Raw genomic sequence first — 22,502 nt, forward strand, 5'->3', positions numbered from 1 at the left:
CTGCTGCGGGCGGCGTAAAAGTCGTCCACCTTGAAGCCTTTCTGCCAAGTCAGGGGGGTGTGGGGATCTACAGCGTGGAACTTTATCTTCAGGTCCGTTTGGCTTGCGCGGATGGCATGAGCCAGCGGGCGGCGGCGAAGCGTTTCAATGTGTCGCGCGATACGGTGCGCAAGATGCTGTCGTTTTCATCGCCGCCGGGTTACCGGCGTCAGTCTGCACCGCAGCGCCCGAAGCTGGACGGGTTTGTGGGGATCATCGATGGATGGCTTGAGGGGGATCGCGGTGTCCCGCGCAAGCAGCGCCATACGGCGAAGCGGGTATTCGACCGTTTGCGCACCGAGCATGGTTTCACCGGCGGCTATACGATCATCAAGGATTACATCCGGGAGCGCGAGCAGCGCAGCCGGGAGATGTTCGTGCCGCTGGCGCACCCGGCGGGAGATGCACAGGCCGATTTCGGGGAAGCTCTGGTGGAGATCGGCGGGGTGGAGCAAAAAGCCTACTTCTTCGCGCTCGATCTGCCGCACAGTGATGCCTGCTATGTGCGAGCCTATCCGGCGGCGGTGGCGGAGGCCTGGGTGGACGGACATGTCCATGCCTTCGCGTTCTTCGGCGCGGTGCCGCGCTCGATCGTCTATGACAACGATCGCTGCCTTGTGGCGAAAATCCTGCCAGACGGCACGCGCAAGCGTGCCACGCTGTTCAGCGCTTTCCTGTCGCATTACGTGATCCGCGACCGCTATGCCCGCCCGGGCAAGGGGAACGAGAAAGGCAATGTGGAAGGGCTGGTAGGTTACTGCCGCCGCAATTTCATGGTGCCGATCCCGAAGTTCCCGACCTGGGAGGCCTTCAACCTGTGGCTGGAGGAGCAATGCCGCAAGCGCCAGCAGGACAAGGTGCGCGGGGAGAGCGAGACGATCGGTGAGCGCTTGCAGCGCGATCTGGCGGCCATGCAGCCTCTGCCCGCTACACCCTTCGAGGCCTGCGATCAGACGAGCGGGCGGGTCTCCTCGCAATCTCTGGTGCGCTACAAGACCAACGATTATTCGGTTCCGGTAGTCTGGGGCCATCAGGAGGTCTGGATCAGGGCCTATGTCGATGAAGTGGTGATCGGATGCCGCAGCGAAGTTATCGCCCGTCATCCTCGTTGCTATGCCCGCGAGGAGGTTATCTTCGCCCCGCTCCACTATCTCCCGCTGGTCGAGCAGAAGATCAACGCATTCGACCAGGCCGCCCCTTTGCAGGGCTGGGATTTGCCCGAAGCGTTCGGGACGCTGCAGCGGTTGATGGAAGGGCGCATGCACAAACATGGCAGGCGCGAATATGTGCAGGTGCTGCGCCTGCTGGAAACGTTCACCCTCGCCGATCTCCAGGCGGCGGTGGAACAGGCCATCGCCCTTGGCGCCATCGGCTTCGATGCCGTCAAGCACCTCGTCCTGTGCCGGGTCGAACGCGTACCGCCCAGACTGGACCTGGACATCTATCCCTTCCTGCCTCGCACCACGGTCGAGAAGACCGTTGCCAGAGCCTATCTGAGCCTGCTCTGCGACAGGCAGGAGGCCGCATGAGCGATCAGGCACCGGAGATTCTTCTCGCTCACCATCTCAAGGCCCTCAAGCTGCCTACGTGCCTGCGAGAGCATCACAAGCTCGCCCGGCAATGTGCCGCTGAAGGCGTCGATCATATCCGCTTCCTCGCCCGTCTCGTCGAGATGGAGATGATCGACAGGGAGCGTCGTATGGTCGAGCGGCGCATCAAGGCCGCGCGCTTCCCCGCCGTCAAAAGCCTCGATAGCTTCGACTTCGCCGTCATCCCCAGGCTCAACAAGATGCAGGTGCTCGAGATGGCGCGCTGCGAGTGGATCGAGCGGCGTGAGAACGCCATCGCTCTGGGGCCATCGGGCACCGGGAAGACGCACGTAGCTTTGGGGCTCGGACTGGCAGCATGCCAGAAAGGACTGTCGGTGGGCTTCACCACTGCGGCGGCGCTGGTCAGCGAGATGATGGAGGCGCGCGACGAGCGGCGTCTCCTGCGCTTCCAGAAGCAGATGGCCGGATACAAGCTGCTCATCATTGACGAACTGGGCTTCGTACCGCTCTCCAAGACCGGTGCCGAACTGTTGTTCGAGCTGATCTCCCAGCGCTATGAGCGCGGCTCCACCTTGATCACCAGCAACCTGCCCTTCGACGAATGGACCGAAACCTTCGGATCCGAGCGCCTCACAGGCGCGCTCCTCGATCGTCTGACCCATCACGTCAGCATCCTCGAGATGAACGGCGAAAGCTATCGCCTCGCTCACAGCCGGGCCCGAAAGGCCAAAACCAGACCCTGAAAATCAAGCCAATGCCGGGGGGAGTGGCCTTCGGGCTACGCCCTCACGCCACTCCCCCCGGCATGTAACACCGTGGCCTGGTTTTACGCCGCCGCATGGCCGACTTTTGCTCCGCCGTTGACACAAGGCCGAAGGATCGACAATCATCCTGATCGCACACCGACTGAACCCGGTCGCCCACGTCGACCGGGTGGTCGTCCTCAACAAGGGCAGCCTGCAACTGGACGGTCCGCGTGCCCGCATCTTCCGCAAGGTCAAGACCGATCTCATCGAATCCATCGCCCGCGAACCAGTAAAGGCCTGACGATCATGAAGCTCGATTTCCTGACAGGCGCGACCGCAGGCAACGGCGATGGTGGCAAAGGCGCAGGTAAGCCACCCCATCGCCCCACAATTGTCCCGCGCCACGATCCCCTGCCCGGCCAGCTTGACGATGCCCGTCCCGTCATCCGCGTAGGGCTTGGCGTTGCCATCCTTTTCTTCGGCCTGCTGGTCGGCTTCGCGCTGCTGGCGCCGATTTCCGGTGCATCGCAATCCGCAGGCGAAGTCACGGCCAGCGGCACGCCCGTCATCATCCAGCCGGAACGAGGCGGCGTCATCAACCAATATCAGGTTCGTGAGGGCCAGATGGTGAAGGCTGGTCAACCGCTGGTTCGGCTGAACGGTGTGCGCTCCGCAGCCGAAGCGCAACAAGCGCAGGCCAGACGCGATGCCCTGCGCGCCCAGCAGGCACGATTGATCGCTGAGCGGGACGGCGCCGATGCCATCGCCTTTCCGCCAGAGCTGATGGCGCGCATGTCCGATCCGGCGGTCACAGCCTCCATGCAGGCGCAACAGGCCATTTTCGTGCGCCATCGTTCGGTCATGGAAGCCGATCGTCGCATTGCCGATACCCAACTGGCCACAGCGCAGGCCCAACGGATCGCATCGGCCCGCCAGTTGACCCTTATCCGAGATGAGCTGGCCAGCGTGCAGACCCTTTATGACAAGGGCTTCGCCCGCAAATCGCAGCTTCGGGCGCTGCAACGCTCGGTCGCCCAGTTGGAAGCCGATACCCAAAGCGGCGCGGGTGATGTCGAACGCACAGGCCTTCAGGCACGAAGGGTATCGGACGAACAGGCGATGCAGGTCGCGACGCAATTGGGCGAGGTGGAAGAACAACTCGCCCAAGTCGATCCGGCGCTCAGGATCAAGCAATATGATGCGCAGCGCGATTTGCTGCGCAGCCCTGTCGATGGCCGCATATCGGGTCTGGCCCGCCTTGGTCCCGGCTCGGTTCTCTCGCCCGGCCAGACGGTCATGGAAGTCGTGCCGTCCTCTCGCTCTCTGATCGTGGAGACGCGGATCAAGCCAACCGATATCGATGATGTCCAGATAGGCGCCCCGGTAAAACTGAACTTCACGAGCATAAAGCCCAGCGGCCAGACCAGCTTTGCCGGCAAGGTACTAACCCTCTCCCCGGCGCAGGTTAAGGATGGCGAGCGTGGCGAAGGCCATTATCGCGCGCAGATCAGGATCGACAATCCGAAAGCGCTGGCGCAGGCGGGCATCCGGCTGCAACCGGGGCTGCCTGTATCGGTGCAGGTCATCACGCGCGATCGGACGGTGTTCGACTATCTCTTCTCGCCGCTGATCGACACGATGCGGACTGGATTCAGGGAAGAGTGACGGATTGCCCGGCAGTGGCGAGGCGCAAAATAGTGGTTGCCTTGTTTGCTCCTCGCTGCGCCCGTCTGCCGTATTCAATCTGCGGCTCATAAGCCGATAGGGGGAAAACGACACTGGGACGATGCCGTGAACGGAGCCGAAGGAGCCAGCTTCATCCGGCTTCTCTTCATCCCTTCAGCCGTAGCCCCGTCCGGATCAGGGCATCGATCGACCATCGCCCGGCACCGCTCGCGATAAGCGGAAGCAGGATCGCCGCCCAGCTCAGGTGCGTTGGCCAGGCATCGGGATAGACGAATATTTCGATGACGGCTGTCATACCGAGCAGGGCCGCCGCAGCGGGCCGGGTAAGGAGACCCAACATCAGCAGGATGGGAAAGAGATGCTCTGAATAAGTCGCGGCATGTGCGGCAACTTCTGGCGAAACTAGCGGCAGCGCATATTCGGTGCGGAACAGTTCATAAGTAGCGGGCGTGATCGTGAGCAACCCGTCCACTTTGGTTCGGCCGGACAGGAAGAAGATGGCGGCTATGCCTATGCGCGCGATCAGCAGCAGCAGCGCATCGGGCAGCAACCGGGCGAGGATCGCGGTCGCGCGATCATAAGAAGTCACAATCAGCGACATGGCGATATGCTCCACAGACGGGAATGGGAAGCCCGCATCCTAAAGGGGATGCGGGCGGGCCTTGGGGAGCGGGTCAGGCCTTGGCCGTGAGTGAGCCCAAGCCCTTGGGCGTCTTCGTCTTGACGCAGGTGCCAGCCTTCACCAGCTTCCAGGCATTGCCCTGATAGTCGATTTTCGACGTGCCCGCACAGCTGGTGCCGGCGCCCGCCTTGCAGTCATTCTTCCCCGCGAGCGATACGCCATAGCATTTCTCCATTGGCTTGGCAGCGGGCGCGGCTGAGGCGCTTGCCGCGATCGAGAGGGCGAGAGCGGCGGCGATGGTGGCGTGAGTCTTGTTCATGTCGGGTCTCCTGAACCGGTCCGGACATCGGGCCGGTGACGCAGGAGCATTCGGCTGCAACCTCCACCGGGTTACAGTGCGAAGCGTCGAAATTTATTCTATGTCTCCTGTAACCTTTGCAGCGTCCTCCCCGAACGGGGGTCAGGAGCATTGATGCGGGCAAGCGAAGATCAGTTGCGGACGATGATGATCGGCGGCCTGAACGGCGACGCCGTGGTCCATGCCGCGCTGTTGCGTGCGCTCGTGCCGCTGCTCCAGGCCTTCTACCGCCGCCGGATGCGCGACGGCGCGGACGATATCGAGGATCTTGTGCAGGAAACGCTGATAGCCGTACATACACGCCGCGCCACCTATGATCTGGATCGTCCGTTCACCGCCTGGCTGTTCGCGATCGCGCGCTACAAGATGATCGACCATTTCCGTACCCGACGGCAGACCTGCACAGTCGAGGGACTGGAAGAAATATTGGCCACCGAAGGGTTCGAGGTCTCAAGCAATGCGCGCATGGATATGGATCGCCTGCTGGGCGGCCTGCCAGCCAAACAGGCCGATATGATCCGCGCAACGAAGATCGACGGCCTGTCCGTATCGGAGGCGGCAGATCGCGCCGGGATCGGCGAGTCCGACGTGAAGGTTTCCATCCATCGCGGCCTGAAGGCGCTGGCCGCCCGCATAACAGGGGAAAGGCGATGAGCACCGGCTCCCTGATCGAAACTCTGTCGTCCAACCTGCGGCCCGTGCGCCGTTTCGCGGTCGGTCGCCGGATCGCGCTTGGTATCGGGGCAGGCGCGGTCGTCACGGTAATGCTGATCATCATGGGCCTTGGCGTCCGCCCCGATCTCGGCCTCGCGATGCGCGGCTATTCCTTCTGGATGAAATGGACCTACACGCTCTCGCTCAGCCTTTGCGCGCTGTTCATGGTGGCGCGACTGGCGCGGCCGAACGGAACGGACCTGCGCTGGCTGTGGCTGATGGCGATACCGGTTGGACTGGTGGCGGCGATCGGCGGGCTGGAACTGGCCCATGCCCCGCCGCGCGACTGGCTGGCGATGTGGCTCGGCCATAGCTGGAAGATCTGTCCCTGGCTGGTGCTGTCTCTCTCAGCGCCGATCTTCATCGGCCTGCTCTGGTCGTTCCGCCGGCTCGCTCCGACCCGGCTGCGGGCGGCGGGGGCAACGGCGGGCCTTGCGGCAGGCTCATGCGCGGCGACACTCTATTGCCTGCATTGCCCGGAGGTTTCGGCCATCTTCGTGCTCACATGGTATACGCTCGGCATCGCTCTGGCGGCGGGGATCGGCGCCCTGCTGGGACCGCGCCTGCTGCGCTGGTAAAAATAATATGAGCGACATGTAACCGTCCGCTCTTTTGCTCCGTATCTCCAAAGCCAATGAGGCACATATTATTGGAGAGCATCCCATGACCCCCACCAAGACCGGCATCAGCTTCGCCGCCACCGCTGCCCTGCTTGCCCTCAGCGCTGCCGCCACTTCCGTTCCCGCCAATGCAAAGGGCGAAAAGGCTGAAACCGTCCATTGCTATGGCGTCAACAGCTGCAAGGGCACGTCGGACTGCAAGACCGCGCAGAATGACTGCAAGGGCATGAATGTGTGCAAGGGCCATGGCTTCAAGGAAATGTCGGCCAAGGCATGCACCGCTGCTGGCGGCACGACGACCGAGCCGAAGGCCAACTAAGTCTCCCTGCCCGGTCATGGTGCGCCTTGGCCGGGCACATCCTTTCGCACGGGAGTGTCGCCTTGATCGCATCTTTTTCCGGCTACGGCCTTGGCTTGCGCAAGGATCATTATCGCGATTTTTTGGAAACCCATGTCGCGGTGGATTTTGTCGAGGTCATCTCGGAGAACTTCATGGTTCCCGGCGGGCGGCCGCGCGACATAGTGCGCCGCGTGCGCGAGCGCCATCCGGTCGCACTGCATGGCGTGTCCATGTCGATCGGGTCGGCGGACGGTCTCGACCGCGCCTATCTCGATCGGCTGAAAGCGCTGGTCGACGAGATCGAGCCGCTGTTCGTTTCCGATCATCTGAGCTGGTCCCGCTTTAAGGGCTTCAATTCCCACGACCTGCTGCCGCTTCCTTACACGCAGGAAGCTCTGGACATCGTATGCGCCAACATCGCCATGGCGCAGGATGTCCTGGGCCGGACGATGCTCATCGAAAACCCGTCCAGCTATGTCGCCTTCGACGGATCAACCATGACCGAATGGCAGTTCATCGACGCGATGTGCGCCCGCACTGGCTGCCACCTGCTGCTCGACGTCAACAATATCTTCGTCAGCGCAACCAATCACGGATTCGATGCCATTGCCTACCTGGACGGCATCCCCTTTGATCGCGTGCGCCAGATTCATCTGGCCGGGCACAGCCAGGGCGCTGACATGCTGATCGATACGCATGACCAGCCTGTCCCTCCACCGGTATGGGCGCTTTACGAACAGGCCATTGCGCGTGTCGGTCCCGTCGCGACGATGATCGAGCGGGACGACGCTATCCCACCGCTTGGCGACCTGCTGGACGAACTTGCTGCCGCGCGCGCCATCGGCGTATCGGTCGATCGGAAGGCGGCATGAGCCTTGCCGCGCTTCAGAGCGATTTCCGCATCTGGCTGATCGACGCATCGCCGGAAGCTGCGGCCCGGATCGGCCCAGCGGCCGGCCCCGGCCTGTCGGTCTATCAGAATAATTATCGCGCGCAGCTTATGGCATGCCTCGCCGAAACCTGTGAACAGACGCATGCATGGTTGGGTGACGAGGCATTTCTCGTTGCTGCTGCCACCCATGTCGACGCTGCTCCGCCCAGTGCCTGGACGCTCGACGCCTATCCTGTCGATTTTGTCGATACCCTGGATGCGATCTATCCTGACGATCCGGAGGTCGCCGAACTGGCTGCGCTGGAATGGGCGCTTTCCCGCGCCTTCACTGCGGCCGATGCGATTGCGATGACGCCGGAGGCGCTTGCTAGTGTCGATTGGGACCGCGCCGCACTTCACTTCACGCCGGGCCTCGCCATCCTTCCGGCGACCAGCAACGCCGCTGCCATCTGGTCCGCGCTGTCAAAAGGCGAGATGCCACCCCACGCTGTTGCTTTGCCTGAGCCCGGCGCGCTGCTGGTCTGGCGACAGGATTTCACCCCCTGCTTCCGGACGGTCGATGCGGTGGAAGAACGGGCGATAGCGCTCTGCATGGGCGGCGCGGCATTCGGCGCACTTTGCGGGTCGATGATCGATGCGTTTGGCGAGACCGAGGGTATCGCTCGCGCCGCCGCCTTGCTGGGCCAGTGGATCAGTGACGGCCTGATCGTCGGAACGTCAGCATGACAAGGAGCTACATGGCATGTCTTATCGCAAACTGACCATCGGCATCGCTGCCGCCGCACTGACGATCGCGGGCACGGCCCTGTGGAACTGGTCCGATCTGGCGACCGCCGCGACACCGGCGGCGGTCGGCATCCCGGCACCTTCCTTGGATACGCCCAATCCCGCGAAGAGCGACACCGCCATCTTTGCTGGCGGCTGTTTCTGGGGCGTGCAGGGCGTGTTCCAGCATGTGAAAGGCGTCCGCAGCGCGGTATCCGGCTATTCCGGCGGCAGTCGCGAGAACGCCCGTTATGAACGTGTGGGATCGGGCAACACCGGCCATGCCGAAGCGGTCCGGATCAACTATGATCCCACGCAGATCAGCTATGGCGCGCTGCTGCGCATCTATTTCTCGGTCGTCGCCGATCCCACGACGCTCAACTATCAGGGGCCAGACCACGGCACCCAATATCGAACCGCGATCTTTCCTCTCTCATCCAGCCAGAAAGCGTTGGCACAAAGCTATATCGCGCAACTGGGCAAATCCGGCGCATGGAAACGGCCGATCGTCACGCGGGTCGAGCCCTATAAAGGCTTCTATCCCGCCGAGGCCTATCATCAGGATTATCTTGCGCGCAATCCTGGCGCTTTCTACATCCGCGCCAACGACCTGCCCAAGGTCACGGCGCTTAAAGCAAATTTCCCGACATTGTACCGCGCCAAGCCAGTGCTGGTGAAGGGATAGAAGCACGAATATGCGGGGTGGGGATGTCCGCATCCCGTGTTAGGGACAAGCATGGGTAAGCGCGGATTGATGACAGGAATTGGCATTTGCCTGTTGATGGGCCTGCTCGCTGCAGTCCGTACTCCGCTCCAGAGCTTCGATTTCCTCGTCCCCAAAGATAGCGGCGGCATCAGGATCGCAAGCGGCATCGCCTATAGAGGCGGGCCACGGCGAAAGCTCGATATCTACGCCCCACGCAATCGCAAAGCCGGCGCAAGACTGCCGATCATCATCTTCTTTTATGGCGGGTCCTGGGCCAGCGGCACACGAACCGGCTACAGCTTTGTCGGGCGGGCGCTCGCCGCGCAGGGCTTCCTGGTTGTCATCCCCGATTATCGGATCGGGCCTGAGAATGTCTATCCCGATTTCGTGACCGATGGGGCCGACGTCGTGCGATGGGTGATCGCCCATGGCGGGAATTATCGCGGGTCGACCGACAGGATCGTCTTAAGCGGTCATTCGGCGGGCGCCTATATCGCAGCGATGCTCGCAGTGGATGGGCGCTGGCTCGGACAGTCGCGTCGAGCGATCAGAGGTTTGGTCGGAATCGCAGGCCCCTATGATTTCGCCCCGTTCGACGTGCCAGCCAGCAAAGCTGCCTTCGGGCAATGGCCTGAAGCGGCTGAAACCCAGCCGGTGACATGGGCAGGCGCGGACGATCCCCCAACATTGCTGCTGATCGGCGACAAGGATGAAACCGTTCGGGCACATAATAGCGAAGCGCTGGCTGACAGGCTGCGGTCCGTGAACGTGCCTGTGGAAATCAAGCGCTATGCCGGCATTGGTCATGTCGGGATGGTGACCGCTTTCGCCCGGCCATTGCGTTTTCGCGCATCAGTGCTGGAAGACAGCGCGCGCTTTATGAGGGCAGTGGCAGACACTGATTGACGTCCTGCTAGTGCAAAACGACCCATGTCGGTCGCTCAGAGCCAAATTTTCGATCCCTAGCTGCAGACGGTCCGCTTCTCCGATGCCTTTCGACCAGATTAAGGCGTTCAACAACTTGCAGTTGAACGGTTGATTAAATAAAAAGCCGAACTTCCCTTGTCCGTTAGCCCCGGCGGCGCGAACGGCGTCGTCCGGCAGACAACGGCGCAGTACTAAGTGGTGGCAGTTTCAACTACCGGCGGATCGATCAATCGATCTCCCAGCCGCTCGCGTACCGCCCGGCGCAGGCGAACCGTGCCGAGATCGTCCAGCACGGACGTTGGGAGGGGAGCTGCTGCCGACAGCAAGTCGCGCGCTGGATGACCGGGTTCCAACAGATCGAGGATCTGATCAGCTTCCACGGGATGATTCGGCGCGAGCGTTGCTGCACCGATCAGCAGCAGAGCGCGGCGGTTGTTCGAGCTGGCGACGCGCTCGAAGACGCTCAGCACCTCCATCGGCGCGGCATGATTGCAGAGCAGGACGGTGGCCGACACGGCGAGGACAGCCGGGAGCTTGAGCAGTAAGGACGCCGTCACCTGCACCACGATTTCCGGCTCGACAAACTCGGCCTCTGCCAACGCATCGAGTGCATCGAGCCGGATCCAGCGGGATACTGGCATCAACACCATTTCCCATATCTTCGTACGGATATCCGCACCGAACGCATGGGCCGCCACAATGAGGGCGTACTGGCTCACCTCACGATCGGGCGTGCGGTCCGCAAGATCCAGAAGCTCCGGTCCCAGATCGGCCGGGAGATCTTCATAATGGGCAAGCGCCTCTATCGCTTCGCAGGCAATCGGATGTGACTCGGGCTCATGATGATAGGCGTCGTTGTCCGACCAAGTGTCGTGAATGAGCGGGCGCAACGCGGCGAGGTGATCGGGATGCGGCCGGTTCTTGAGGATCGCGACCAAAGCGCGGCGGACCCGGCTGCCAGGATCGTTTGCTAGTCTGAGGACCGCGTCCGGCAACGGCGTGTCGTGTGCCTTTGCGAGCGCTATGAGCGCGACGCGACGGGCATCCGCGCGCTTGTGATGCAAAGCCAGGTCCATGAGAGGCTCACTGCCAAGCCCTACGGCTGCCTCAGCCGCCGCGCGCGCATCATCATTGTCGTCCGCGACGATCAGCCATCGCTTTACAGCCTCTGCGGCATCGCCGCCGCTCGCAACAATGATCGGGACGAGCGATGTCAGCGTGGAGGCGGACAGGCTCCCGATCGTGCTGAGAATATAGGCGAGCGCGGTGGCGCCTACGCCCTTCGCGGGGCGCTTCCTGAACCCGAGTGCATCAGCGATCTCGCCAAGGTCCGGCGAGATCCTATCGGAAATCTGCTTGAGCTTGGCGGATCGCCCCCTCGCGCCGAGCCGGCCCCGAGCTTCCCACACGTCGACGACCAGTCGCAGCTGCGCGGCCGGCCTTTGACTGAGAGCGTTGATCACCTCAATGAGCATGTCAGGCGCACGTAGGACGGCGGTCCTGACCAGTTCCGACCGCAGCTGGCCTTCAGCTGGGTCGGCCATTAGGCGTGCGCGTAGATCGGCTGCAAGTTCAGGGTACCAATTCTCTCGCGCGGCCCACCATGCCTGATGCTCGGATGGCTTGTCCTGACTGAGCCTCATCAGCTCGCGAAGTTCGACGATCTCGGGGCGCTCGGCAGATGTCGCGATATCGCGCGCCCAAGCATAGAGCAGCTCGTCCACGCGGGGGTGGGCGGCGACGTTCCGCCAGCGCCCCTCGCGGCGCAGCTGGGCGATATAGGCGTCGACGAAGACGCCCGAGGTGTAACCGTCACCCTCATGATTCGACTGGTGGCCTTCCTCGACGGCATGATCGCGCTCGCCATCCTGGATCGCGCGCCATTCCTCGGCGCCTTCCTGCGCGAAATAGCGTCGGATGCTTGTGAGATCATCGAGAGCGGCTTCGACTATCGGCGCAAAGGCGGCGAGGTCGCGAACGGCCCCGACTGCCACGGTGTCGGCGTTGGATTCGAAACCATTGCCGACCATTTTCCTGGCGGCCTCGCAATAGGCTGGAGCAAGGTTGGGCGCGATGCGATCCAGTTTGTCAGGAAAGCCGCGACCAAAGCTGCCTCGCTCCCATGGCAGGGCGTCGCGCACGAAGCGCCCTGCGACCTTGGCTGTCACTGGATCCGCCGCGATACGGTCATACCATTCGTCAGAATAGGTCGGTGGTTTCCACTTCTTGAGGAAGACTGAGGCGCCTCGCTGCACGCCCAGGAGAAGCCAGCGCGCCACTTCGCTCGGCACCGATCCGCTGGATCCCACATCGGTCGACAATTCGAGCAGAGGCGAGAAATCGGATTTTTCGTCGACCAAGCCATCGTCCAGCCATGCATCGATCGCTGCCTGAGCGTCCGGATCAATGTCAAAGGGTGGGTCGATGCCCTCAATCCGCTTGCTGAACGCCTTGGTCACCTGGAACGCTCTCGCCGCGGTTTCCAGCCCCCACTCGCTGTAGCTGCCGCCGAGTTTTGTGAGCGCCTCGATGAGCAGTTCGAGCGCGCCCTCGCTGCGCGGCCAATTCGCCTGCAGGAACGCCTCGAATCCCTCTTTGACGCTTGGATGGGCAAATGCCACGGTTCGCGCAGGCTGGCGCAAATGACGGGTAGCCACCAGACGATCAACGACCTTGTCGACTTCATCGCCGAGAGCTGGCGCGATCCTGCGGAGCGCGCGTTGAAGCGCGGTCAGGTGCGCGCGGTCGAATTGCGATCGGGCCGCCAGCAGTGCCCAGACGATGGCGGGTAGCCCCGCGCTGTCGATCTTTGAGAGATATTTTCCGATTTCATTCTGCACCGCTTCCCGGTGCGCAGCCTCCCGAAGCCGTCGGAAGAAGGCGTGGTCGGCTTCGCCTTCCGCAGGGCCTTCTTGCAATTCCTTGAAATAGAGATCGATCTCGAGCGGCGTCTCGAACGCCTGCAGCGCATCTGTGCGAAAGGCGAAAGCCTTCGCCTGAAGGTCGGCCGGCAACTGGTCCATGCGATTGTCGTGGATCGCGATGAGCGGACCATCGCTATATTGATCGCCATCGAGCTCGATCGACCAATGGTTAAGCCCGGTTCCCACGTCGGCGCTTCGCATCATGTCGTCGCGTGATGTGATCACATATTGGTGATCTGGCCTTGCCTTTTCCAGAAGGCGCGGCAGTTGCGTGGTCCAGGCCTCGGACCCGCCGCGCAGGCTATACTGACCCCAAGGGTCCTCGACATAGTATAAGGTGGGGCCGGTATCGACCAGCTTGCGCGTGCTGGCCGGGCTGTCGTCGGGTCCAACCGTCACGATCTCCAATGTTCCGTCACGGTCCCGGGCGAACTCACACAGCTTGAGGGCTGCCTGCGTCTTGCCCGTACCCGATGGGCCGCGGATGACGATCGCGCTGCGCTGTTCGAGCAGCTTGGCCATCTGATCGAAATTGGACGGCGGCACGAAGAGTTCAAGGCTGGCGGAACTCGCGAGAAAACCACCATATTTTCTCACGGTGCCAAGCAAGTCTTGGCGCGTCCAGATGCCGGGGATCGAGGCGCGCATGCGCCGCTTTGCTTCTCCGCGGAGATCCAGCAGCAGGTCATTTTGTCGTGCCTTGGGGACATGCAGCAAGTCGGACATCAAGTCGCGCAGGTCGGCCGCGAGCTGCTTTTCGGTCAGACTTCCCCAAATCGCTACCCTGCCTTCAGGGCTGCTCTTCAGTGTCGACTTGAGGGTCGATGGAAAGGCGTTCTTGTCGGAGGGCTCTTCAAAGTCGTTAACCAGAAGGTCTCGGGCGACGCCTTTCGCATCGGCGCTAGTTACAAGAAGATAGCGCGCTGCCGGATCGTCGAGATGGTGAAGCGCGGGCCGTCGCGTCTTGCCATGCTTGAGCAGCGCGCGAAAATCTTCGATCGACCAAGGTTCTCCGCTTCGTCGCTTGACCTGGATGACGAGCTTGTAGCCACCCGCCACGACCGCGCTCGGCTCGACACGCCCCGGCACGTCCGGCGCGAGGTCCGCTTCGAGATCTTCCTCATTCGCGGGTTCTAGGATGAGCCGACTGGCCGCCTTGGTGATCAGGAGAAGTCGCAATGCCGCTAGGATCGACACGTCGACCTGGTAGTCATAGCCTGCCTGCGCTGCGGCAGCACCAGTAAGTGAGGTCTTCTTGCCCGACAACCTTGTCATCTCGCTTCTTCACTATCAAATGCGAGTAAAATCGTTTGCGACGCAAGGCGTGATAATGGCGGGCAGAACCACGTTGTTCTCGCCCCGATAATTGGGCCGACTGTACGCCGAGGGGCGAGGTTTGGGACAGAAGCCGCAACGCTCGAAGGAAGCATCAAGACAAAAGCCTTATTCCTGTTCGTCAGGCTCAAGCCAATCGAGCGGAACGAGCGCGTGGTCGCGCCATTGTTCGGCAAGCACGACATGATCCAGACCGCCCCAGACGTCCTCATCGGCATGGTCCAGGACGATGACCTGCAGTCGGCCCGACGCAGCAACGACTTGTTCGCCAAGCAATGCAAACACCTTCCGGACCGCTTCGACATCCTGATCGCGCCAAGAGATTAGATCGGCCCTGTCGTCGCCTGCCGCACGCCGTGGAAAATAGACCTGACTGGGCTGGTCGTAAATCAGCAGGCCCGGGACCGGGTGATGTGGCAGTGCCAGGAAGAAGGTCTGCAGCGCCAGCGTAAGCGCAACATGATAGGCGAGCCAGTTTGCCCCGCTCCCGATTTCCCAGAGATAATCGTCACGCGTCCCGCGAATCACCTTTACCGTGAGGTCCTGGATCATGAGCCGCACCGGCGCGTCGGGCCATTCGGCGTCGAGCTGCGGGATCAGGCGCCCCGTTGTGGCTTCAATACTATCTAGGGCATTACGGAGCTTGCGCTGAATCTCGCTTTCCGAGATCCGCCGCTGCAATTCCGCGATCTGGGCCTTGAGGGCATCGATTTGCTGACGAAGCCCCGCCGATTGATCCGTCTTGTCGTAAAGTTCCAGCGCCTGTTCGAGACGCCCGAGGAAGCGCTCCATACGATCGAACCGGTCGATCGCTTGCTTCGCCTGCTGTGAGTTGCGTTCGAGCAGACCGATCTCGCGCTTGATCTCGTTCAAGCGGACCAGAAACGTCTCAGCGTCCGCACGCAGCCGCAGGATTTCCTTATCGAGCGTGTCCGACACACTAGGATGGGTTCGCAGTCTTACCTCGATCGCGGCCAGAGCATCGCTGAGTTGCTCAACCTTCTCGCGGCCGCCTTCCCCCAGCAGCGCAATGGCATCCTCCGGTCGGCCGTCCGGCAAGAGTTGCTTCAACCATTCCGAGATTGAGAGACGATCGCGCTGGATACGCAGCGCGCTTCCATAGACATCGCTGCTTTCGATCAGCCGGCGAAGTTCCGTCAAACGCTGTCGCCGCTGGGTCAACTCGCGGGCGACCTTAGTCTCCTCGTCGCGCAGTTCTTTCAGGCGCACAAGCGCGGCATCGATCCCGGCAATGGTCGGATGCGCTGCCTCGCTGTTCGCGGCGACGATGCCGCGCAAAAGGTCGACGATATCGGGCCATTCGGTCGGGATTATCTGGTCAGGCGGAAGCAGCCCGAATTCAATTGCCTGCCGAAGCCAGGAGGTCGCTTCAAGCCGCCAGGCGTTGCCGGCGGTCACGAGCGCGCGAAGATCGGCTTCCCGGCGCCGCAGCAACCGGTTCAGCCGATCAAGCTCATGCCGCGCCTGCAGGACGTCTGCTGTGACCGCCTGGAGGATGTAGGGGAAGATCGTCTTCAGCTTGTCGCGATGCTCGCTGGTGTCCGCCTTGAAGAACATGACGTCGGGATTGGCGACGATGTTCTGCGGCTGGAACGTGAACGCCATCAGGTCGCGGAAGCTCGGCCGGGATTGCGCGGCGGATTCGGAATCCGGGTCGAACCCCAGATTGGTGAGCCCGGCTAATCGGTCGAGCATCTTCTTGACGTTCTTTTGGGTGGTATCCTTGTCCTCGATCCGATGCGGTATCTCGACGACATCACCCTCGATCAAGACCATATCGCCCGTGCTTTGTTGATCGCCGGGCTCGCGCCTGGCGAGAAGCTTCTGGCCTTCGACCGTGTCGATCACGACCCCGAACCAGCTACAGTTTTCACGGATGACGCCTACGGGGATCGCGCATTTATCGGAGGCGAGGCAGTAATCGATAATTGGAATAACGGCCGACTTGCCGGTTTTGGACGCGCCGCTGATCACGTTCACGACGCCGGGGTGGAAGTCGAGTTCGCGGGGCTTTTCGTCCGTACGCGGCCAGAGGATCAACTTGCGAAGCTGAAAGTACATTAGAAATCGACCCTCAAGGTTGAGGCTATTTGCGGAAGTCCGAGCTTGGAAAACCAGTAACCGACCTTGTCGGCAGCCGCCGGAAATCCCTTCAGCCGTTCCGGAATGGCGGGCTTCTTTACCTCAAGGAGATCGAGCGGATATCCGCGCATCAAAGCTGAGCCGTGGTCGATCCGGATGAGGCGCGAGGTCGATGCGACGCCGATAGACTGAAGCGTCAACGGGCGGAGCAGGCGCGCACGCGAATGCAGCTCGACCAGCGCTTCGCGCTCACGGTCGAACTTGGCTGCGAAGAGCGTAAGCCCCGATGTCTTCCTAGTCGATGCGACAGCCTCGAAGGTCTGACGGTGCAGCAGCATTGGCAGGAGCAGGAAGGCGAGCAGCACTGGCACGGCGTCAGGACCATCCTCCTGATAGCCCAACGTGAAATTCCAGATCAAATAGGCGCCGATGGCGGGGTTCTGGACAAGATCGAGTTCGGTGAGGGTCGCGCTGGCAAAGGCCGTCATTCAGGGGCCTCGCCAAGCAGCGCTTCGTAATCAGCATGCCAACCCACAAGGCGCCGGTCGGCCAGATCATTGTAACTGCCATGGACGAAATGGCCCGGAACGGCCCGCCCTTCGAGCGGTGCCTGATGCTGTGCACATTGGCGGTAGACGAGCCTCCCCTGAACCAGCGCCGATCGATCGCCGTGGAGATCGGCGACATCGCCCCGGATCATTCCGTACCGGCGCATAAGATCATCGTCCCAAGTGTCGAGGCTGCCTGGAAAGATGACACCGCGGTCCGCCCAATCGGCTTTGTCGGCCGATGCTCGCAGATAATCGCTGACAGCCCTCAGTCGCTCTTCATCGTTCGCGTCGATGAGTTCGAGTTGACGAATAAAGGTCGGTCGGGTGGAGGCGACGTCGGTGACGAGGCCATCGCTCGGGGCGCCCCCAAAAGAGGTCAACAGGCCGGGGAGGTTATTTTGGCGGACAAAGGCATGGAAATCGCGGCGGAATGCATCCGCATCTAGTATCGGCCTTTCACCACGCTGTATCAAGCGATCAAGCAGCTGCTTGGCCTGCCCGATACCCGATTTGATGAGGACATCGATCTGGTTCTCGCTGATGACGGGCGCCAGTACGGTGCGGATGGCGTCGAGCGGATCGGTCCCCTCGGACTCAAACTTGAACCGGACCACAATATCCGTTTGCAGCGTGATCGGCGCATCGAGGAAGGGCTGCAGATACTCCGCGCAACCGGGAGGTACCTTCAGCTTCGCAAGTTTCGCGCGGATTAATTTCAGCGATGCTTCGGCCGCAGCAGCATCGCCAGCTGCAGAAAGCGCCTGAACGAAAGCGCCCGTCTTTTGCGGTGTCACATATAAGCGAAATTCGGTCAGGCTCGGATCAATCTCCTCGGCAACTATCATGGCGCGCCAATTCTCGAACGCCTTCCAGAGATCAGAAGCCCAGTCCGACACCGGATTCTGGCGCAAAGCGCTCTTTGTCTGCTCCAGCACGAGTTTGCCGTCAGCATGGTGGACGGCCACGTCATCCTTGAATTCCAGGGACACTTTCGCGCCTCTGGGTGCGGTCAAGAGATGATAGAAGACGCGCACAGGCTGCAAAGCGAAACCGAGATACTGACCCGGCGCGCTGTGCTTGGCAGGTTTTGTCTCGGCGTTCATCAGATCACCCCCTTGAGGGCGATGCTGTTCAAGTCGTAGCATAAGGTCAAGCGGTCAAATGTCAGGTTTTGCCAGAAGCCGACATTGGCGATGCGACTGGAATGACGGCTTCGTCCCAGATGCTGCCTACGGATTAGGGGCATGCCGTGCAATGGAATGGGTCCAAGCTCAAGTCGAAGGCGATTGACGACCTCGTCAGCTTTCTTGCATCTGAGGAGGGCGAGGCGATCGTGAAGGACCAACAGGCCAGTGGCGTGCCGATGGAGGCTGATGACCTCGGCTTCTGGGAATATCATCTCGATCTGTAAGAACGGATTTCACGCCGCAGATTCGTGGGGGACTATGGGAAGCAAGGCACATTCTGAAGAGGTAAAAACCGGACTCGATCGAGCATGCGCCCAGATTACGTGGATTCGTGAAAACCTGGTCGGTATCGAACTGAAAGGCGATCATCGTCATCGCATCCCAGCGCAGCTCTTCGATCTGGCTATAGAGCACGGCTCAGGCATCAACAATCTGATCGCGGCGAATATCTGTTCGAGCGCCTTCGCACTGGTACGTAGCGAGTTCGAATGCTTCGTGCGCGGTGCCTGGCTGCACCATTGCGCCAGCGACGCCGAGATCGAGACCTTCATCGCAAAGGATCGAATCGACCCGCCATTTGGCGCGCTAATCGACGCGATCGAACAGAAGCCGGCTTTCGACAGCAAGTTCCTGTCGACCGTCAAGGACAACGCTATGAAGGCGATGCACGGCTATACGCATGGCGGCATCCACCAGGTCTCGCGCCGGCTGGATGGCGACTATATCGAACCCTGTTTCGAGGACGGCGCCCTGCTCGAGGTCATCCAGTTCTCGGCAACGATGGCGCTGATCGCCTTCGGCCAGATCGCCGCACTCGCCGACCGTGAAGACCTTATCGTGGCGGCCGACGGGCTGATGACGGGCGCCCCTTCCCCCGATGCCCCAGCCGCTTGAGCGGCGCCATACCTAAGGGTTGCGCACGCTGATGCGATCACCGAGGGCTTTGATGCTCTGATAGAGATCGGGCTTTGGCTTGAGCCGGATCATCTCGCGGGCCGGGCCGAGGACGCAGAAATAGACCAGCGCCTCGCCGAACGACATATGCAGTCCCAGATAGCCATGTGCTGGATTATGGCCGGTTTGATAGCGAAACTGGTTGCCGAGATCGACATTGGGGCGCTTGGCGACCTGAAGATCATCGAACCACCGGCTGGCATTCTGCCGGATCTGATCTGCCGCCGGCGTTCCTGCCTGCGCCCAGTGGACCAGCCGCCGCAACGACGAGGACACTGGCGTGCCGGTAACGCGATAGTACATGGCGTAAAGCATCTTGGTGCCGAACAGCTCCAGATGCGCCTTTGCGCTTTTCGGGATCGAGACTGTGCGCTCTTCGGCATCGGGCGCGATATAGCGAGTATAGGGCGCCGGCGGCCGCGACCGATCCTGGTAGGGCAGCGCGTCGGGGGCATTGTTGACGATGCCATCGATCAGCTTCTGATACTCTTCTTCGTCGAGCGTCTCGTAACTCTGATCGATGCTGCGCACATAGAAGGCCGTGACCTGCTCGCTCAGCGCCACAGCGCGGTTGCATTCGGCACAGGCGGGAAACTCGAATTGGTCGGGCCCGTGCTTGCCGCGAAACATGATCCGTGCGGGTGCATGATCCCGCTCGACGGCCGGACGGCGCCCTCCACAAAAACAGCAACGGGGATGCTGCAGGAGAAATTCCGCGGTGCTGAGCTTCCGATTGCGCGCGCCCATGATCTCCCCTGTCAAAGGCCGGTTGCGGGTTTGGGGACACGGCGTGTCTTGGTACCGCGCCATTCCGTCAGTGCCTCCTCAAGCGCGTCGATCGCCGCGTCGCTCGCCCAGCAGGACCGCATATAGGATCGCAGCTTTGGGCCGCTGCTGGTGTCGACCGGGAAAGTGCGGTCCTGCGCTGCATCGCGGGCGAGATCGCCGACGGGGTCATTCCGCTTGACCTGTTTGTGCAGCCAGTGCGCGAAGGTGCCGGACTTCGGTTCCGGCATCGGATCTGGGTCCAGGGCCAGTTCGGCGTTCGGATTGTTCTGCTCCCGGCGAAGGCCGACCTTGCGGTGAACGGCCGCGGCGATGAGCGCGCCATTGGCGACATAAGAGGCAAGGCCATTTTCCTTGCCCCATTTTTCAGCTCGGTGCTTCGCGCCATAGGAACCGCACTTGTAGGTCTTGATCCTTTTGACGCTGTCGATCCACCGGATGGCCGTCGCGATCTGCGCCAGGCTGTCATCCGAAAAGAGCCGAGCCCGGCTCTCATGCTCGGATTTCGCGCCTTCGAACGGATCCTTGTCGAAGCCGGTGTAGCGAAAACCATTCAGGCTCAGATCGGGATGCTGACGCAGGGCGGTGAGAACGGCCTGCTGGGCTTCCCGGTAGAGCGCACCATCTGGCACGTAGAGATCCGGGTGATCGGGGTCGCCCATCGCGCTGCGCGCCGCCTCCTCGACATGGGATTGAATGTCTTTCTCCCCGCGCTCCATCATGCCAACATATTGCGGCGTGACCTTCAGATGGGTGGCAAGCTGCGATTGCGTCCATCGTTTGCGCACGCGCATCGCTCTGAGTTCGTCTCCGGTCATCGCCATCGGCAGTCTCCTTCGAGGCTGATGTATGTCAACTGAGTTTAGTTTTCAATGATTCGATGAAAACTCAGTTTTCTTAACACATGAAATCCGGAGTGACGACGGGTTGCTGATGAAGGATGTGGTGAACCACGCCTTCGGCCAACCCGCGTTCAAGCGCGGCGCCGAAATGTGCAATGCTGCGCGTTATCTCGGGTGACCGAAGCAAGGTCCGCCAGTTGGTCGGCTCATCCGCACGCTTCTCCCATGCCAGCAGGCAGACAAGCGCCCGGTGCGCGAATTCGATGCCTTCCGCACCCACGGTGAAGCTCTGGCGGATATGGGTGGGCGAGTGCTCTTCAAAGGACTCAAGATCCCATGTCGCTAAGAGCTGAGTGGTTTCCGGATGAAGGTCAGTCCGCACCGCGCCGCCACCAACCGTGAAATGAACGCCCGTCACGCGCATTTGCCATGTCTCCTCGAACCCATCGTCGCTGGGGCGAGTCTCGATCAATTGCTCCTTGGCGATGTCGAGATGGATACCGGCGCCTTCCGCCAGCTTGAACGCGACATCGCCAGCGAGGATGCCGAGAAGATTCTGCCGCATTGCCTCCCCATGGCTGATGTTGAAATTCTTGCGAGCAAGCGTGACGTGGCGAATGTCCACTAGGGTCCACAGCGAATAATGCTTCCAGGCAAGGAGCAGCGGCAGGCCCATCTGGTCTGCGTAACGCATGAGGCGGGCATGATAGTCCGGTTTGAACGACAGCGTCCGATCGTTGCAGACCTTGACCTCGATCAGGAGAGGCCCGCCAGCTTCGAACATCGCCAGGATATCGGGCACCTGAAAATCGGACTTGGACCGGGCTGGGATTTGGTGCTGGTCGAGCTTGTGCAGCAGCCCCGTGCGTCCAAGCCAGGCACAGATAACAGCAAATTCGTCCTCGGCCGGGAGCCCGTGGTTGAGTTTGCGCACGCGTCTGGCAACCTCCCCGGCATCGGCGTCGAAGCCGAGATCGGCGAGCACATCCTGTATCAGGCGCTCAATATCGGGCGGCGTATCGGTCATCTCTCGCTTGCGTCCGTTGTGGCTCCCTACCGATGCCAAGGCTATCCTTGCCTTGCCGTCACTCTGGATGTCAGCGAGGCGATGACGATTCGCAAGCCGATGATAGTCATTCACTTCACGAGGCGTACATTCTGCGGGGGATTCTTCATGGACGCGACCAAGGATGCGCTGCCGCGCGTCTTCCAAGCCAATCTAGCGCGACTGTTCGAGCGGGTCATCCTCCCCGCGCTGGAGAACCTGCCCCACCATCCCGTGCTGGAGACTGGGGTGGCCGCGACCCTTGATCAGTTCCTCGACCGCGCCGCAGCGCAGGTCGACAACTATACGGGCAACGAAGCCGCCAAGGCGTTCACCTTGACCTTGGCCGGCGTCTTCGAGAGGCAGATGAGCATCTGGGCGCGGGCGATCCACGACCTGGGCCAGACCGATATGAGCCGGCTGCGCGGGTTCGAGGCGCTCCTGGCAGGGTGCGCGCGCGAGGCTGGGGTCGATTTGGCAATCGATCGGCTGGGCGAGGATCTTACCCAGATGTTCGTCGCCGCCAATGTCGTGCGCCACGGCGAAGGGCCATCCTGTGACAGGCTGCGCGCGCTCGCGCCCGAATTGTGGGACGACGCGGCCACGGACTATCTCGACCTGCTTCCGGGCACGCCCGTTGCGAGCGAACATCTTCGTCTTCGGAAAACCGACCTCGTGCACTATATTCGTGCGACGACCCGGTTCTGGGGTCTCGCCGACCCGCAGCCGCTGGCCGTTACCAATCCGCCCTATTGAACAATGGTCGATGGCGTCTGCTTGCGCCGCTTGCACCGACGCGGCAAACCCGCC

Annotated in this window: 22 protein-coding genes; 13 read left to right on the plus strand and 9 right to left on the minus strand. The window is 61.6% G+C overall.

The window, feature by feature from the left end; genetic code table 11:
* Positions 1 to 74 precede the first annotated feature (74 nt).
* From istA to ACFOKF_RS23250, 3 genes are all read left to right on the plus strand, one after another.
* On the plus strand, positions 75 to 1,568 hold the full coding sequence (istA, locus tag ACFOKF_RS23240) for an IS21-like element ISSsp5 family transposase (RefSeq protein ID WP_011608156.1): 1,494 nt from the start codon (positions 75 to 77) through the stop codon (positions 1,566 to 1,568).
* Positions 1,565 to 2,332, plus strand: coding sequence for an IS21-like element ISSsp5 family helper ATPase IstB (gene istB, locus ACFOKF_RS23245; protein ID WP_007011060.1), 768 nt, complete (start codon positions 1,565 to 1,567; stop codon positions 2,330 to 2,332). Before istA ends, istB begins: the two co-directional genes overlap by 4 nt.
* Before the next feature lie 309 nt (positions 2,333 to 2,641).
* The gene (locus tag ACFOKF_RS23250; protein WP_380798967.1) at positions 2,642 to 4,000 is read left to right on the plus strand and encodes an HlyD family type I secretion periplasmic adaptor subunit; all 1,359 of its coding nucleotides are present in this window, start codon (positions 2,642 to 2,644) and stop codon (positions 3,998 to 4,000) included.
* Positions 4,001 to 4,166: 166 nt separating this feature from the next.
* On the opposite strand, the gene ACFOKF_RS23255 is transcribed toward ACFOKF_RS23250, so the two are convergent.
* Together ACFOKF_RS23255 and ACFOKF_RS23260 are read right to left on the minus strand one after the other, a co-directional pair.
* On the minus strand, positions 4,167 to 4,622 hold the full coding sequence (locus ACFOKF_RS23255; protein ID WP_380799344.1) for a DoxX family protein: 456 nt from the start codon (positions 4,620 to 4,622) through the stop codon (positions 4,167 to 4,169).
* A 73-nt stretch (positions 4,623 to 4,695) separates the two neighbouring features.
* Positions 4,696 to 4,962, minus strand: coding sequence for a BufA1 family periplasmic bufferin-type metallophore (locus ACFOKF_RS23260; RefSeq protein WP_380798969.1), 267 nt, complete (start codon positions 4,960 to 4,962; stop codon positions 4,696 to 4,698).
* 153 nt (positions 4,963 to 5,115) lie between these two features.
* Between ACFOKF_RS23260 and ACFOKF_RS23265 the strand changes: the two genes are divergently transcribed.
* The 7 genes from ACFOKF_RS23265 (at position 5,116) to ACFOKF_RS23295 (ending at position 9,944) form a co-directional block, all read left to right on the plus strand.
* On the plus strand, positions 5,116 to 5,655 hold the full coding sequence (locus tag ACFOKF_RS23265; protein ID WP_380798970.1) for a sigma-70 family RNA polymerase sigma factor: 540 nt from the start codon (positions 5,116 to 5,118) through the stop codon (positions 5,653 to 5,655).
* Positions 5,652 to 6,293, plus strand: coding sequence for a DUF1109 domain-containing protein (locus ACFOKF_RS23270; RefSeq protein ID WP_380798972.1), 642 nt, complete (start codon positions 5,652 to 5,654; stop codon positions 6,291 to 6,293). The genes ACFOKF_RS23265 and ACFOKF_RS23270 overlap by 4 nt, the downstream gene beginning before the upstream one ends.
* Before the next feature lie 85 nt (positions 6,294 to 6,378).
* Positions 6,379 to 6,654 (plus strand): BufA2 family periplasmic bufferin-type metallophore, encoded by a 276-nt coding sequence (bufA2, locus tag ACFOKF_RS23275; RefSeq protein ID WP_380798973.1) that lies wholly within the window; start codon positions 6,379 to 6,381, stop codon positions 6,652 to 6,654.
* Between the two features lie 62 nt (positions 6,655 to 6,716).
* On the plus strand, positions 6,717 to 7,547 hold the full coding sequence (gene bufB / locus ACFOKF_RS23280; RefSeq protein WP_380798974.1) for an MNIO family bufferin maturase: 831 nt from the start codon (positions 6,717 to 6,719) through the stop codon (positions 7,545 to 7,547).
* Complete coding sequence (locus tag ACFOKF_RS23285; RefSeq protein WP_380798975.1) at positions 7,544 to 8,293, plus strand: HvfC/BufC family peptide modification chaperone; 750 nt, start codon at positions 7,544 to 7,546, stop codon at positions 8,291 to 8,293. Before bufB ends, ACFOKF_RS23285 begins: the two co-directional genes overlap by 4 nt.
* Positions 8,294 to 8,309: 16 nt before the next feature.
* Positions 8,310 to 9,017, plus strand: a complete 708-nt coding sequence (gene msrA, locus ACFOKF_RS23290; protein WP_380798976.1) for a peptide-methionine (S)-S-oxide reductase MsrA — start codon at positions 8,310 to 8,312, stop codon at positions 9,015 to 9,017.
* A gap of 69 nt (positions 9,018 to 9,086) precedes the next feature.
* On the plus strand, positions 9,087 to 9,944 hold the full coding sequence (locus ACFOKF_RS23295) for an alpha/beta hydrolase (protein WP_380798977.1): 858 nt from the start codon (positions 9,087 to 9,089) through the stop codon (positions 9,942 to 9,944).
* A 212-nt stretch (positions 9,945 to 10,156) separates the two neighbouring features.
* Here ACFOKF_RS23295 and ACFOKF_RS23300 read toward each other — a convergent pair whose 3' ends face one another.
* The 4 genes from ACFOKF_RS23300 to ACFOKF_RS23315 all read right to left on the minus strand — a co-directional run bounded on the left by ACFOKF_RS23300 (position 10,157) and on the right by ACFOKF_RS23315 (position 17,981).
* Complete coding sequence (locus ACFOKF_RS23300) at positions 10,157 to 14,155, minus strand: nSTAND3 domain-containing NTPase (protein ID WP_380798978.1); 3,999 nt, start codon at positions 14,153 to 14,155, stop codon at positions 10,157 to 10,159.
* 177 nt (positions 14,156 to 14,332) lie between these two features.
* A complete protein-coding gene (locus tag ACFOKF_RS23305) occupies positions 14,333 to 16,306 on the minus strand; it encodes a DUF3732 domain-containing protein (RefSeq protein WP_380798979.1) in 1,974 nt (657 codons plus the stop codon).
* A complete protein-coding gene (locus tag ACFOKF_RS23310) occupies positions 16,306 to 16,815 on the minus strand; it encodes a three component ABC system middle component (RefSeq protein ID WP_380798981.1) in 510 nt (169 codons plus the stop codon). The genes ACFOKF_RS23305 and ACFOKF_RS23310 overlap by 1 nt, the downstream gene beginning before the upstream one ends.
* Positions 16,812 to 17,981, minus strand: coding sequence for an ABC-three component system protein (locus ACFOKF_RS23315; RefSeq protein ID WP_380798982.1), 1,170 nt, complete (start codon positions 17,979 to 17,981; stop codon positions 16,812 to 16,814). Before ACFOKF_RS23315 ends, ACFOKF_RS23310 begins: the two co-directional genes overlap by 4 nt.
* A 146-nt stretch (positions 17,982 to 18,127) precedes the next feature.
* On the opposite strand from ACFOKF_RS23315, the gene ACFOKF_RS23320 reads away from it, so the two are divergent.
* On the plus strand, positions 18,128 to 18,289 hold the full coding sequence (locus ACFOKF_RS23320; RefSeq protein WP_380798984.1) for a hypothetical protein: 162 nt from the start codon (positions 18,128 to 18,130) through the stop codon (positions 18,287 to 18,289).
* Entirely contained in the window at positions 18,252 to 18,959 is a 708-nt protein-coding gene (locus ACFOKF_RS23325) for a DUF6988 family protein (protein ID WP_380798985.1), read from the plus strand. Before ACFOKF_RS23320 ends, ACFOKF_RS23325 begins: the two co-directional genes overlap by 38 nt.
* Positions 18,960 to 18,971: 12 nt before the next feature.
* On the opposite strand, the gene ACFOKF_RS23330 is transcribed toward ACFOKF_RS23325, so the two are convergent.
* From ACFOKF_RS23330 to ACFOKF_RS23340, 3 genes are all read right to left on the minus strand, one after another.
* Entirely contained in the window at positions 18,972 to 19,766 is a 795-nt protein-coding gene (locus ACFOKF_RS23330) for an HNH endonuclease (protein ID WP_380798987.1), read from the minus strand.
* A gap of 11 nt (positions 19,767 to 19,777) precedes the next feature.
* Positions 19,778 to 20,629, minus strand: a complete 852-nt coding sequence (locus tag ACFOKF_RS23335) for a YozE family protein (RefSeq protein ID WP_380798989.1) — start codon at positions 20,627 to 20,629, stop codon at positions 19,778 to 19,780.
* A gap of 73 nt (positions 20,630 to 20,702) precedes the next feature.
* Complete coding sequence (locus ACFOKF_RS23340; protein ID WP_380798990.1) at positions 20,703 to 21,674, minus strand: hypothetical protein; 972 nt, start codon at positions 21,672 to 21,674, stop codon at positions 20,703 to 20,705.
* Between the two features lie 147 nt (positions 21,675 to 21,821).
* Here ACFOKF_RS23340 and ACFOKF_RS23345 point away from each other — a divergent pair, with 147 nt between their 5' ends.
* Positions 21,822 to 22,448, plus strand: a complete 627-nt coding sequence (locus ACFOKF_RS23345) for a hypothetical protein (RefSeq protein WP_380798992.1) — start codon at positions 21,822 to 21,824, stop codon at positions 22,446 to 22,448.
* Positions 22,449 to 22,502: the final 54 nt, after the last annotated feature.

The sequence above is a fragment of the Sphingobium rhizovicinum genome, from assembly GCF_042647625.1.
Classification (GTDB): domain Bacteria; phylum Pseudomonadota; class Alphaproteobacteria; order Sphingomonadales; family Sphingomonadaceae; genus Sphingobium; species Sphingobium rhizovicinum.

Excerpts from the sequence above, each read along its gene's own strand:
- istB (WP_007011060.1), top strand. The coding sequence starts at position 1,565 with ATGAGCGATCAGGCACCGGAGATTCTTCTCGCTCACCATCTCAAGGCC.
- ACFOKF_RS23250 (WP_380798967.1), top strand. The coding sequence starts at position 2,642 with ATGAAGCTCGATTTCCTGACAGGCGCGACCGCAGGCAACGGCGATGGT.
- ACFOKF_RS23255 (WP_380799344.1), bottom strand. The coding sequence starts at position 4,622 with ATGTCGCTGATTGTGACTTCTTATGATCGCGCGACCGCGATCCTCGCC.
- ACFOKF_RS23260 (WP_380798969.1), bottom strand. The coding sequence starts at position 4,962 with ATGAACAAGACTCACGCCACCATCGCCGCCGCTCTCGCCCTCTCGATC.
- ACFOKF_RS23265 (WP_380798970.1), top strand. The coding sequence starts at position 5,116 with ATGCGGGCAAGCGAAGATCAGTTGCGGACGATGATGATCGGCGGCCTG.
- ACFOKF_RS23270 (WP_380798972.1), top strand. The coding sequence starts at position 5,652 with ATGAGCACCGGCTCCCTGATCGAAACTCTGTCGTCCAACCTGCGGCCC.
- bufA2 (WP_380798973.1), top strand. The coding sequence starts at position 6,379 with ATGACCCCCACCAAGACCGGCATCAGCTTCGCCGCCACCGCTGCCCTG.
- ACFOKF_RS23285 (WP_380798975.1), top strand. The coding sequence starts at position 7,544 with ATGAGCCTTGCCGCGCTTCAGAGCGATTTCCGCATCTGGCTGATCGAC.
- msrA (WP_380798976.1), top strand. The coding sequence starts at position 8,310 with ATGTCTTATCGCAAACTGACCATCGGCATCGCTGCCGCCGCACTGACG.
- ACFOKF_RS23295 (WP_380798977.1), top strand. The coding sequence starts at position 9,087 with ATGACAGGAATTGGCATTTGCCTGTTGATGGGCCTGCTCGCTGCAGTC.
- ACFOKF_RS23305 (WP_380798979.1), bottom strand. The coding sequence starts at position 16,306 with ATGTACTTTCAGCTTCGCAAGTTGATCCTCTGGCCGCGTACGGACGAA.
- ACFOKF_RS23310 (WP_380798981.1), bottom strand. The coding sequence starts at position 16,815 with ATGACGGCCTTTGCCAGCGCGACCCTCACCGAACTCGATCTTGTCCAG.
- ACFOKF_RS23315 (WP_380798982.1), bottom strand. The coding sequence starts at position 17,981 with ATGAACGCCGAGACAAAACCTGCCAAGCACAGCGCGCCGGGTCAGTAT.
- ACFOKF_RS23325 (WP_380798985.1), top strand. The coding sequence starts at position 18,252 with ATGACCTCGGCTTCTGGGAATATCATCTCGATCTGTAAGAACGGATTT.
- ACFOKF_RS23330 (WP_380798987.1), bottom strand. The coding sequence starts at position 19,766 with ATGGGCGCGCGCAATCGGAAGCTCAGCACCGCGGAATTTCTCCTGCAG.
- ACFOKF_RS23335 (WP_380798989.1), bottom strand. The coding sequence starts at position 20,629 with ATGGCGATGACCGGAGACGAACTCAGAGCGATGCGCGTGCGCAAACGA.
- ACFOKF_RS23340 (WP_380798990.1), bottom strand. The coding sequence starts at position 21,674 with ATGACCGATACGCCGCCCGATATTGAGCGCCTGATACAGGATGTGCTC.
- ACFOKF_RS23345 (WP_380798992.1), top strand. The coding sequence starts at position 21,822 with ATGGACGCGACCAAGGATGCGCTGCCGCGCGTCTTCCAAGCCAATCTA.